The sequence below is a fragment of the Rhodococcus sp. IEGM 1306 genome (genome assembly GCF_036541985.1).
GTDB lineage: Bacteria > Actinomycetota > Actinomycetes > Mycobacteriales > Mycobacteriaceae > Rhodococcus_F > Rhodococcus_F qingshengii.
Map to the genome: position 1 here is coordinate 322,489 of NZ_JAZHFF010000001.1, position 12,044 is coordinate 334,532.

A 12,044-nucleotide genomic window follows, 5' to 3' on the forward strand; every position below is an offset into this window, starting at 1 on the left:
CAATGATCAACTTGTCTAAGCCTGTATAGACAAGTTGATTGCGGATCGAACCCACTACAAGTCGGAAGCAGCGTGGCTTTCGACGGAAGGTGCTGACATGAGCCTCGTTTCAGTCGACACGACACCGGACTCCGAGAATGTGAGGAGGGTGTCCAGTACGTATTTCGAGGGCTTGTCGGCGGATCGATACGCTGCGCTCGCCGAAGACCGCAAGCTGGCGATTGTCGCCGCGCACATGGACCTTTCGCGTCGACGAGGACACAACTCGTCGATCTCGCGACTCGCGCCGGCCGGGGAGTTAGGGGATGGCCCCGCGATTCAATACGTCGGCGACGACATGCCGCAGCTCGTCGAAGCGGTCTTGGCGACACTTGCCCGTGCCCGCGTGGAACCTGAATTCGTGGTGCACCCCGTGCTTCGCACAGCCGTACAACCGGCGCACAGCACCGAAGACGCCCGGGCCGGGGAGCGCACCGAATCATGGATCCACATAGGACTACCCGCACACTGTTCGGACGCGCAGGCGCAGGTGATCGCGGACGACGTCGCCGGAATCCTCGACCGTATCGCGCGTGCCTTCCGCGATTCCGTGCCCCTGCGGGACCTCGTCGACGAGGCGCGCGAGCAACTGGACTCGAACGGCTACGCCGAAGAAGCTGACTTTCTCCGGTGGTGCAGCGCCGGAAACTTCAGTGTCATCGGTGGTGCGCGAACTGTCGACAGTGACGAGCCGTACGCCATCGGCGTGCTCCCCGATCCAACCGGCTCTTCGGATTCGAAAGCGGCGCCCCTCGCGATTGCAGTGGTGTACCTCCGGCAAGGGTTCGGTGGATCCGAATACGCCACCGAGATCGACGTGTCCGTCGGCGACCGTGCGTACCGATTCGTCGGGTTCTTCACCGCGACCGGTATCGTCGCCGACGTCAGGCGAACCCCGCTCGTGCGAGGACGCGTCGCAGACATCTTCGAGGCCTCAGGATCCACCGTCGATTCGTTTGTCGGACAATCGATGCTGGCAGTGATTCAGTCGATTCCGGTCACAGTGCTCCTGGCGGCCGAGCCGGCCCGAATCGCGGACGCGCTGGACGAACTCACTTCCGTGGACGGCCGCACATCGATCCATCTGTTCTTGCAACCGGTGGGAAGTTCCCCGGTGACAGGGCGAGATCAAGAGTTGTCGGCTTTGCTCTTCGTTCCGCGCGAGAAATTCAGTACGACGATCAGAACAACGGCCGAGTCGGTACTCGCCGACGCACTCGGTGCCCACAATATCGAGTTCTCCAGTCGAGTCTCGGAATCCCCCTTGGCCGTCGTACATTTCACGGCCACAGTCGGCGGCGGCGCGAACTTCGCGTCGGCGCGACAAGCACGGGAGATTCGGGACCTCGTCGTCGACGCGTGCCTGACGTGGGACGAACGATTCGTTCTGGATGCTTCGCACTACGACGAGCGGCGCAGGCGTGCTCGGTTCGCCGAGCGCGTTCCGGTGGCATACAAGCAGGATTTCGACGCTGTCCGAGCCGCCGAGGACATGGCGGTGTTCGAGGGCCTCGCGCCCGGAGAAGTAAGTCCACGGTTGGCCCGATCTGTCGACGGACCGGGTACTCACCGTCTCGGGCTGTACGTCTCGGGTGATCCGCTCTCGCTGGGCGAGGTGCTGCCCGTATTGCAGAGCCTGGGCGTCGAAGTGGTCGACGAGCGTCCGTACGAGATCGCACCGGTGGGAACCGAACAGTCCAGGATCTACGAGTTCACGCTCGACTATCCGAGTGCTCCGGTCGAAGGCTTCGACAACTTTGCCGCGCGATTCGCGGCGACGTTTGCCGCGGTTCGAAACGGTGACGCCGAGCCGGACTCGTTCAACGAATTGGTCGCGATCGCGGGACTCGGCTGGAAACAGGTAGTGGTGCTGCGGGCATACGCGGAGTTCTTGCAGCAAGCGGGATTTCCTTACAGCACCGGTCGCGTCGCCGAGGTACTTGCCGATCATCCCGAGATCGCCGGCAGATTGTGCGAATTGTTCGAGAGCCGTTTCGATCCTGGCGTCGTCGACGGAGATCGAGGTGCACGTGCAGCAGCGGACGTGGAAACGGCCGTGGCGCAGGTGCAAGGACTCGACGCCGATCGGATCCTGCGCGCATTGTCCGAACTGGTCCGTAACACGTTGCGTACCAACTATTTCGTGTATCCCACTGAATCGCTCGGCGCGCTCTCGTTGAAGTTCGATTCGGAGAAGCTGTCCGTATTGCCTTTCCCTCGACCGAAGTTCGAGATATTCGTGTACTCACCCGATGTAGCAGGTGTGCACCTTCGTTTCGGTACGGTGGCTCGCGGCGGCTTGCGCTGGTCGGATCGGAAAGAGGACTTTCGCACCGAGGTACTGGGATTGGTGAAGGCGCAGGCAGTCAAGAACGCAGTCATCGTGCCTGTCGGAGCGAAGGGCGGATTTGTCGTCAAACGCCCACCGGTTCCAGGGCTGGGCGCAGACGCAGACCGAGAAGCTGCGTTGGCGGCCGGGATCGATTGCTACCGATCCTTCATTCGCGGACTACTCGATCTGACCGACAACGTCGACAAGCAGAGCGGGGCCGTTGTCGCGGCGCGGCGGGTCGTTCGCCACGACGGAGACGACACGTATCTTGTTGTCGCCGCGGACAAGGGAACTGCGAAGTTCTCCGACATCGCGAACGAGGTTGCCGCGGAGTACGGATTCTGGCTCGGCGACGCCTTCGCGTCCGGCGGGTCGGTCGGCTACGACCACAAAGCCATGGGTATCACGGCGAAGGGCGCCTGGGAAAGTGTCAAGCGGCACTTCCGTGAGCTCGGCGTCGATACCCAGCACGATGACTTCACCGCGGTGGGGATCGGAGACATGAGTGGCGATGTCTTCGGCAACGGTATGTTGTGCAGCAAGCACATTCGCCTGATCGCGGCGTTCGATCATCGGCACGTGTTCGTCGATCCGAACCCGTCGCCTGAGCGCTCGTACGGCGAGCGATCACGTCTCTTTGCGCTCCCACGATCCTCGTGGGCCGACTACGACCCGACCTTGATCAGTGCGGGCGGCGGAGTGTGGGAACGCTCGGCGAAGCGCGTTCCGATCAGTGACGAGATGCGAGAAACCCTGGGCCTCGAGGGCGACGTCACTGAACTGACTCCACCGCAACTGGTTCGGGCGATTCTGCGGTCCCCGGCAGATCTGTTGTGGAACGGCGGCATCGGAACGTACGTCAAGGCCTCCGGTGAGTCCGACCTCGAAGTCGGTGACAAGAGCAACGACGCCGTTCGGGTGAACGGCAACGAAGTGCGTGCCCGAGTGATCGGTGAAGGAGGCAATCTCGGCCTCACCCAGGCCGGACGGATCGAATACGCACGCGGCGGTGGACGGATCAACACAGACGCCCTCGACAATTCGGCCGGAGTCGATTGTTCCGACCACGAGGTGAACATCAAAATCCTTCTCGACTCCCTGATCAGCTCAGGCGTCGTCACGGACTCACGTCGTGACGCACTACTCGAATCGCTGACCGACCAGGTCGCAGAACTCGTTCTCGCAGACAACCGTTCGCAGAACGAACTGATAGGTACCACGCGGGCGGATGCGGGGGCGATGATCGGTGTGCACGGCAGAGTGATTTCCAACCTCGAATCGCGCGGGATCGTCGACCGTGTCATCGAAGGGTTTCCGACCAAGAAGCAGTTCGCCGCGGCTGAGAAGTCGGGAACGGGGCTGACGTCGCCGGAACTCGCCACACTGATGGCCCACGTCAAGCTCGATCTGAAATCCACGCTGTTGGCGGGAAGCTCGATCGACAACCAGATCTACCGCAAGGCGCTGGTGAACTACTTTCCGGAGGGCGTTCGAGTTGCAGGGGGCGACGCCCTCGACCGGCACCCACTGCGGCGCGAGATCGTCGCGACCGTGCTGACGAACAACGTCATCGATCGGGGCGGCATCACCTATGCATATCGGCTCGGTGAAGAGGTCGGCGCTGATCCGGAAGACGCGGTACGTGCCTTCACCGTGGTTTCCGAGGTGTTCGGACTGTGGAAGTTGTGGCACGACATCAGCGAAGCCTCGATCTCGACCGCCGTATCCGACGAGTTGATCCTGCTCACCAGGCGACTGCTCGACCGGGCGTCACGGTGGATGCTGACACGTCGTCCGCAACCGCTGGCCGTCGGGGCCGAGATCAGCAGATTCGGTGATCGCCTCGCGGAGGCGTCGGCAGAGCTCGATGGCTGGCTGGTAGGCGCAGATCAGCGGAACCTGGCTGCGCGAACGGTCCTCATCACGGACAAGGGCGCGCCGGAGAACCTGGTCAGGCGAGTGGAGATATTGCTCGATCAGTTCGGACTGCTCGACGTGGTGGAGATCGCGGACCTTGCCGATCGGACGATCTCGGAGACCGGCGAACTCTATTTCCGGCTCGGTGAGCATGTTGGGCTCGTCCCGATGCTCAATCGAGTGTCGGCATTGAGCAAGGACGGAAAATGGAACGCGTTGGCGAGGTTGTCGTTGCGGGACGAGTTGTACTCGACGGTGCGGGCCCTGACCCTCGACGTCTTGGCCGACGCGGAAGCGGGTGACACGACAGCGGAAAAACTCTCGAGGTGGGAAGAAAGGAATGCGTCGAGAATCGAGAGGTCCACTCTCGCGCTCGCAGAGATCGAAGCGTCCGGGCAACACGATCTTGCTGCGCTTTCGGTTGCGACGAGCCAATTGCGGCGCATGGTGGGTTAGGTCCGGCGCGGACGCTCGCGGATGGATCGGAAAGGTGCACGAGGCGGATAGACTTCGGAGGCCGAACGGGAGAACCGACTCGGTGGTTTTCGACGAACGGGTGGTGGCGATGGCGATTGCCGAAGTGGACGCAGAACTCGCCGTGCTGTTCAACGAGGCAGGCGGCGAGTCCGCCCCTGCCTACGAACGGGTCAAGAACCTCGTGGTCTCGCAGATCAACTCGGGTCGGTGGACCGAAGGCGATCAGCTGCCTTCGGAGAATCAACTGGTCAGTGCGCTGGGGTTGTCACGAATGACGATCAATCGAGCGCTTCGCGAACTCACCAGCGACGGTCTGATCGTGCGGATGATGGGGGTCGGTACTTTTGTCGCCGCCACGAAGACCGCGTCCCCGCTGTTCGAAGTCAAGAACATCGCCGACGAGATTCAGCGCCGCGGCCACCGTCATCGAACCGAGGTCGTCTTCGTTCGTGAGGAAGAAACCGACCACGGGCAGACGTTCCTTCGTGAATCGGTGGGCAAACGGGTGTTCCATTCGCTGATGGTGCACTTCGAGGACGAAACTCCGATTCAGGTGGAAGACCGATTCGTGAATCCGAACGAGGCGCCAGACTATCTGCGCCAGGACTTCACCGCGATCACCCCCAACAACTACTTGAGTGACGTTGCGCCTCTGGTTCGCGGCGAGCATGTCGTGGAAGCGGTGTTGGGTAGCCCGGACGAATGCGAGCTGTTACGCATCGATCGCGGGGAACCGTGCCTGCTGATTCGCCGCCGCACCTGGTCGGCTAACGGATTGGTCAGCGCGGCGCGCTTGATCCATCCGGGTTCACGCAATCGCTTGGAAGGAACCTTCGAGCGCTGATCGTTTCGAATGGCGAATCCTGAACACTCGCTCGTCCGATTGCACCATTTTCGGGGTCGACTTCGGTGCAATCGACCAGGACGTGACTGCGAGCACACTGAGATCATGGGTGGACGGTTATTGCTTCCGCAACCTCACTTCCCGACGAGTGAGACCTGAGCGGATCCCAGCAACGCCGTCTACGCCGCTCGCTTCCATGATCGAAGGAGTTCGACCTGTGACCGACTTGCCCAAGGACCTACTTGTCGCCCCGAAGTGGCAGGAACGCCTCGACGAACTGGCAGCCAAGCATTCGGTACCGGGCGCGCAGGTCGGTGTGATCGCGCTGGGCGAAGACGGCGCAGCGGACATCCGTGTCATCACCACCGGAGTGACGAGCCTGAACACGCGCGTCGACGTCGACGCAGACACCCTGTTCCAGTACGGATCCGCGAGCAAGATCTGGACGACGACGCTGATCATGCAGCTCGTCGACGAGGGCAAGCTGACGCTGGACACCCTGGTGGTGGAGGTGCTTCCGGAGTTCACGATCGCGGATCCTTCCAACACGAAGGAAATCACGATCCGCCAGTTGCTCACGCACACAAGCGGTATCGACGGAGACCTGTTCAACGACACCGGTGACGGTGACGACTGCGTCGAGAAGTACGTCGACGAACTCGCGACCGCGATCAGCGTCACCGAGCCCGGCGGGCATCTGAGTTACAGCAACGCGGGTTTTGCCGTTGCCGGCCGCATCGTCGAGGTCCTTCGTGAGATGACGTGGGACGAGGCGTTGGTCGAATATCTTTGGAAGCCAATCGGATTGACGCACATCATCACCAAGGCCAAGGACGCGCCGCTGTTCCGCACGGCCGTCGGCCACGTGGCCAACCCGGATCGGACGTCGCCGGACAAGGTGATTCCGACCAAGCAGTGGCTGCTTCCGCGCGGTATCGGTCCGGCCGGGATCATCACCGGATCGGTCAGCTCGCTCCTGACCTTCGGTGCTGCACACATGCGTGACGGACTCGCATTGACGGGTGAACGCATTCTGTCCGAAGAATCCGCGCGCCTGATGCGCACTCCGCAATTCGACCTGACCGCGGTCTCGAGCGTCGATCAGGCCTGGGGTCTCGGCTGGATCCTGTCCGACTGGGGCGGCGTGACGTCCGCGCAGCACGGTGGTGCGACAATCGGCCAGATCACTCGTTTTCACACCTTCCCCGAGCTCGGTCTCGCCATGGCCGTGGTGACCAACTCGCGTGGCGGCGGCGCCCTGGCCCACGACATCGAGAAGGAGATCGCCCAGGAGCTCGATCTCGTTCTGCCGGAACCGAAGTCCGAGCCAAATGCTGAAGACATCGACCTGTCGCAGATTCTCGGAACCTATGAATCGACAACCGTGCGAATCGAACTCACGCGCGGCGAGGACGGCGGATTCCAGGTGCAGAACTTCGCCAAGGTCGAGATCGACGGCGAGCCGCCGGCTCCGCCCACCAAGGTCGTACCTCTGTCCGCCTCCAGGTTCTTGATCAGTAACGAGAGCGCTTCGGGTGAGATGGCTCATCTCACGATCGATGGCGAGCAATATCTTTACATGACAAGGCTTTTCAAGAAGATTTCCGACTAGTCGCGGCGATTCTCTCCGCTGAATGAAATCTCGGGCAGGTCGAAGGCGATGAGGGCCCTCGACCTGCCCGCACTACTTTTCGAGGAAAACTCATGATGAAACCTCTCGCTCCTTTTCCGGACGTGAATCACCCCGCGGCACTCGATGCTTACGGCCTTGCGCCGGTCATCGACGGTCACAACGATCTGGCCTGGACGGCTCGCGAAACTGCCGCATACTCGGTGGAGAATCTCGAGAAGGATTCCATCTTCCAAACCGACATCGACAAACTCGGTCGCGGCGGCGTCGGTGCGCAGTTCTGGTCGGTTTACACCCCGTGTGACAGGACGGAGCCAGAGGCGGTTCAGTACACACTCGAACAGATCGACTACGTGTACCGGATGATCGAGCGATATCCGGATACTTTCGAATTCGCGCGTACAGGTGACGACGTGCGTCGCATCTGGAGCGAGGGCAAGGTCGCGTCCTTGTTGGGCGCGGAGGGCGGTCACAGCATCGGCAGCTCGCTCGGTGTCCTGAGAATGATGGCGCGCCTTGGTCTTCGGTACATGACGCTGACGCACAACGACAACACCGGGTGGGCGGACTCCGCGACGGACACTCGAGTACACGGCGGGCTGACCGACTTCGGTCGCGAGATCGTGCGCGAAATGAATCGGCTCGGCGTACTCGTCGACCTGTCGCACGTCTCGGTGGAAACGATGAGAGATGCCATCGAGACGTCGTCGGCGCCGGTGATTTTCAGCCATTCGTCGTGCTCTCAGCTATGCGGTCACCCCCGTAATGTTCCCGACGACGTCATGCGACTGCTCGCGGACAACGGCGGGGTCATCATGATCGCCTTTGTACCCATGTTCCTTTCTGCCGAGTACAACGAATGGTTCAAAGGCGGGCGAGTCGGCCCACGACCGGCGATGACAGTGGACCATCTCGCCGACCACGTCGAGCATGCCCGAGACGTCGCGGGCATCGACCACATCGGTTTGGGCAGTGACTACGATGGGTTCGACGACTTTCCGGACGGTATGCAGGACGTATCCGGTTTCGCGGTGTTGATAGACCGTCTGGCGGAACGCGGTTGGTCCGCGGAGGACTTGGCAAAGCTGATGGGCAACAACGTGTTGCGTGTGCTCGACGAGACCAGTGCGGCCTCGATGTCGAGCCTTTCCTAGCCGTATCGACGCCCGAGAAGATGAGGATGAGAATGAAGAAGATTCGTACCGTTGCACTGAAGCTGGTTGCTTCGGTGTCCGTAGTTCTGGTTGTGCTGGTATCGATAGCGCTCGTATTCAATGTCGGCTCCAGCAAAGCGAGCGTTCCGGCCGGGGAGACGGGCAACCAGTTCGTGTCCGTCGACGGAAAGAACATGAGCTACTCGATCCGCGGCAACGGCGATCAGACCATAGTGCTGTTACCCGGGTTCGGAACGTCCGCACCGATTCTCGACTTCACACCGCTTGTCAACGAGCTCGCACCCGACTACCGCGTCGTCACGATCGAGCCCTTCGGTTACGGCTACAGTGACGGAACGGACAAGGACCGCACGACTGCGAACATCGTCGAAGAGATTCATACGGCAGTACAGTCGCTGGGAATTGACGAATACATCCTCATGGGGCACTCGATCACTGGTCTCTATGCGCTGGACTACACCGCGAAGTACCGTGACGAGGTCACCGCATTCGTGGGTATCGACAGCAGTGTTCCAGGGCAGCCGAACATGGATACCAAATTCCCGATCGACGCACTCCGAGTTGGAAGGCAATTGGGCTTGGCGGAATTGCTGTCCAAGGTCGTCGGTGGTGAAGCCTCGGACGAGTACCTCGATCCCGCCGCGAAGGACGAGATGCGACAGTTGACTGCGAAGAACAACTTCAGCGATACCTATCTCAACGAGATGGATCATCTTTCCAGTAACTTCGCTGAAGCAATCGGCAAGACGTTCCCAGCCGATCTTCCGATTCTGTTGTTCGCCGTGAACAATTCAGAAGTTCAGGGCTGGGCAGAGCTGCACGAGGGGCAGGCAGCCTCCGTCGACCACGGAGAGGTGATCTTGCTGGACGGAGACCACTACCTGCACCACACCAGGTCGAAGGAAATCGCCGAGAACCTCGGAAGGTTCTTGGGTGAGCTGAACTGAATCCGGGAGGACGTTAAAGTTGGAGGCGGGGCCATCGAGTCGAGATGGTCCCGCTTCTTTCTTCTCCACTGATCGTTCGGAGGCATTGTGGCGCAGACCTGGTCACGCGAAGAACTGGTGAGCGAGCTGGACTCGGCGTATTCGAAACTCGAAGCGTTACTCGACGGCGTCGCCGAGGCCGATGCGTTCGACGCCGTTGCCGTCGACGCGTGGACGGTGCACGACGTACTCGCTGTGCGTGTCTGGTGGGCAGAGGCCGTCGCAGAGTGGATAGGTGCCGGGCTGCGAGACGAGGCTCCGCAGACGCCGGCGGCGGGTTACAAGTGGACGCAAACACCCGCACTGAACCAGTCGGTTGTCGACGCGAGCATCGACATTCCGGCTCAGGAGCTTCGTGACCGCTTGGGAGCTGCTGTTGCGATATTGCGCAACTACATCGAGACCCTTGACGACGATCAACTGCTGTCGGTCGGGGTTTTCTCGTGGACCCGGACGTGGCCGGTCTCGAGGTGGATCGCCGTCAACACGATCACCCAATACGCGTCGTTGTCGAAAATGATTCGGCGAGTGCTGAAGTCGAACAATCAGCCCTGAAGTCGATGCATCCGCCATACGTCCGGTCCGTCGGGGAGCGAGGTCTGGCCGACGATCGTGAAACCGAACCGTTGGTACAGCGGTAGATTTCGTTCGGTCGACGTATCGAGCCAGCAATTCTGTTCGGTTCGATCCAGTTCCGCCAAAGCATGTTTCAGTAGCGCAGAACCCAATCCGGTTCCGCGTGAGCGCGGCGTCGTACCGATCGTTGCCAACGACCACGCGTTGTCGGGGACGGGAAGCGCAGACAGTTGTTCGTCAGCCTGAAGAACGCGCTCGAACCGATCTCCGTGCAGTTCGACGATCTTCTCGACGGTCGCTTCATCAGGCTCTGGAGCGTCCGGCGGCAGGACTGCGATGACGCCGTTGCCGGAATCGTCTATGTAGGAACGCCCGAACGGTAGTGCCAGGTGTTCGAGGTAGATCCGTTGCAGAGTCGCGACGCGTTCCACGTGGGAGTCTTCGGCGACGCACCAGTTCGTCCAGGGGTAGTCGGCAAACGCCTCGCCGAGAACCTCGGCGGCACGGTCGAGGTCGTCGATGGACAGCGGTCGAACAGAATTCTGCATAGTGCCACTTCAGCACAGTGAGGTCTTCCGTCGCCACTCGATTTCGGCGGTGTAGCAGGTGCGCGGGCCGTGGTCACGTACTTGTGAGTTCATTCAAGAAAGTTGGACGAGGCTGTCGATCCTGCGTTGACTGGTAGTGATCGGGCAATCGCCGAGCTGTCAACTCCGGGCACGTGGGATCCGGGTACGGCGATTCTCCGCGAAAGGAACAGATATGAACAGGCTCGAAAGCAAGAGTGTAGTGATCACAGGCGCCGCCAGTGGAATCGGGCGTGCAGCAGCACAACTCATGGCGGCAGAGGGCGCCAAGGTGTTGGTCGCCGACCTCGATCCTGCGCGTGCAGAGGAAGCGGCGGTGGCGATTCGCGAGACCGGTGGCAATGCACTGGGTTTCGGCGTCGATGTCATGAGCGAGGACTCTCTGGCAGCGATGATCGAAAAGGCGGTCGCCGAATTCGGCGGCATCAACGTCCTGTGTAATCACGTGGGCGGTAGTAACCCGCGCAAGGATCTCGACCTGCTCCGGATGGACTTGGACGAGTGGGATCGCGTGATGTCGCTCAACGTCCGCAGCACTGTCGTCGCTTCACGACTTGCCATTCCGCACATGAACAGTGCCGGTGGAGGATCGATCGTCAACACGGCCTCGGTAGGTGGATTGATCGGGGATTCCCTGCAGTCTGCCTACGGATCCGCCAAAGCGGCAGTCATTCGTCTGACGCAGTACATCGCAGTCCAGTACGGAGCAAACGGTGTTCGGTGCAATGCCGTAGCGCCGGGCGCGATCATGACACCCGCTCTCGTGGACAACATCCCCGCTGATGTCATCGACGGTATGAAGCAGGCAAACGCCCTGCCTTACCTCGGCGAACCCGAAGACATCGCGCATGCCATGGTCTACCTGGCTTCGGACGAATCTCGCTACATGACGGGGCAGACCCTGGTGGTCGACGGCGGACTCACCAGCAAGAGTCCGCTCGCGACCGGCCGTTCGTCGATGTTGAGCTGAATCAGCTCCGCCAACCGCTGGGGCCGGCGCCCAGAACCTCGATGGATCCCTGACTGGCGTGTGAATGCTTGGTGCGGTGCGTCATTCGCCACTTTCCGTCGATCCGCGCCCATGAGTCGTGGTAGTCGCCGAGGGTGAAGAAGTTCAGGTGAGCCTTGCTCCCGGTGCCCACATGCATGTCGCTGACATAGGAGCAGCTGGTGGCGAGATCGCCGACCACCTCGACCAGCACGTTACCGATCAGATGTTGGGTGGGACCGCACTCGTCGAGGAACGAGCGGATGGACGCCACTACCTCGGCGGGTCCGCGCAGAGTTCCGGTGCCCAATTCTGCCGTAGCGTCCGGCGTCATGATCCGGTGGAGTTCATCCCACGCTCGCGCATCCATAGCTCGGGCGAACTCGAAGATGGAGCGGGTGATCTCGCGTTCGTCGAGAAGAGTGGTGATGTCGATGCTCATGCTGTGCGCCTTTCTTAACGTCGGGGGGTTAATAAAGGCGCACAGCAGATG

General features: G+C 61.1%; 9 protein-coding genes. 7 read left to right on the plus strand and 2 right to left on the minus strand.

Annotated elements, in window-relative coordinates:
* Positions 1-97 precede the first annotated feature (97 nt).
* The 6 genes from V3587_RS01660 (at position 98) to V3587_RS01685 (ending at position 9,955) form a co-directional block, all read left to right on the plus strand.
* Positions 98-4,744, plus strand: coding sequence for an NAD-glutamate dehydrogenase (locus tag V3587_RS01660; RefSeq protein ID WP_283376047.1), 4,647 nt, complete (start codon positions 98-100; stop codon positions 4,742-4,744).
* A gap of 109 nt (positions 4,745-4,853) precedes the next feature.
* Positions 4,854-5,609 carry a histidine utilization repressor gene (gene hutC / locus V3587_RS01665; protein ID WP_024487384.1) on the plus strand — a complete coding sequence of 252 codons (756 nt, stop codon included), beginning with the start codon at positions 4,854-4,856 and terminating at the stop codon, positions 5,607-5,609.
* A 217-nt stretch (positions 5,610-5,826) separates the two neighbouring features.
* Positions 5,827-7,221 (plus strand): serine hydrolase domain-containing protein, encoded by a 1,395-nt coding sequence (locus V3587_RS01670; RefSeq protein ID WP_283376048.1) that lies wholly within the window; start codon positions 5,827-5,829, stop codon positions 7,219-7,221.
* Between the two features lie 92 nt (positions 7,222-7,313).
* A complete protein-coding gene (locus V3587_RS01675) occupies positions 7,314-8,393 on the plus strand; it encodes a dipeptidase (protein ID WP_007732718.1) in 1,080 nt (359 codons plus the stop codon).
* Between the two features lie 32 nt (positions 8,394-8,425).
* Positions 8,426-9,361, plus strand: coding sequence for an alpha/beta fold hydrolase (locus V3587_RS01680; protein ID WP_283376049.1), 936 nt, complete (start codon positions 8,426-8,428; stop codon positions 9,359-9,361).
* A gap of 87 nt (positions 9,362-9,448) precedes the next feature.
* A complete protein-coding gene (locus tag V3587_RS01685) occupies positions 9,449-9,955 on the plus strand; it encodes a ClbS/DfsB family four-helix bundle protein (protein WP_050656853.1) in 507 nt (168 codons plus the stop codon).
* Here the strand turns inward: V3587_RS01685 and V3587_RS01690 are convergent.
* Complete coding sequence (locus V3587_RS01690; protein ID WP_030536976.1) at positions 9,946-10,524, minus strand: GNAT family N-acetyltransferase; 579 nt, start codon at positions 10,522-10,524, stop codon at positions 9,946-9,948. The genes V3587_RS01685 and V3587_RS01690 overlap by 10 nt on opposite strands.
* A 214-nt stretch (positions 10,525-10,738) precedes the next feature.
* On the opposite strand from V3587_RS01690, the gene V3587_RS01695 reads away from it, so the two are divergent.
* Positions 10,739-11,533, plus strand: a complete 795-nt coding sequence (locus V3587_RS01695; RefSeq protein WP_149357914.1) for an SDR family NAD(P)-dependent oxidoreductase — start codon at positions 10,739-10,741, stop codon at positions 11,531-11,533.
* Between the two features lies 1 nt (position 11,534).
* On the opposite strand, the gene V3587_RS01700 is transcribed toward V3587_RS01695, so the two are convergent.
* On the minus strand, positions 11,535-11,993 hold the full coding sequence (locus tag V3587_RS01700) for a nuclear transport factor 2 family protein (protein ID WP_161121085.1): 459 nt from the start codon (positions 11,991-11,993) through the stop codon (positions 11,535-11,537).
* Positions 11,994-12,044: the final 51 nt, after the last annotated feature.

Excerpts from the sequence above, each read along its gene's own strand:
- V3587_RS01660 (WP_283376047.1), top strand. The coding sequence starts at position 98 with ATGAGCCTCGTTTCAGTCGACACGACACCGGACTCCGAGAATGTGAGG.
- hutC (WP_024487384.1), top strand. The coding sequence starts at position 4,854 with ATGGCGATTGCCGAAGTGGACGCAGAACTCGCCGTGCTGTTCAACGAG.
- V3587_RS01675 (WP_007732718.1), top strand. The coding sequence starts at position 7,314 with ATGATGAAACCTCTCGCTCCTTTTCCGGACGTGAATCACCCCGCGGCA.
- V3587_RS01680 (WP_283376049.1), top strand. The coding sequence starts at position 8,426 with ATGAAGAAGATTCGTACCGTTGCACTGAAGCTGGTTGCTTCGGTGTCC.
- V3587_RS01690 (WP_030536976.1), bottom strand. The coding sequence starts at position 10,524 with ATGCAGAATTCTGTTCGACCGCTGTCCATCGACGACCTCGACCGTGCC.
- V3587_RS01695 (WP_149357914.1), top strand. The coding sequence starts at position 10,739 with ATGAACAGGCTCGAAAGCAAGAGTGTAGTGATCACAGGCGCCGCCAGT.
- V3587_RS01700 (WP_161121085.1), bottom strand. The coding sequence starts at position 11,993 with ATGAGCATCGACATCACCACTCTTCTCGACGAACGCGAGATCACCCGC.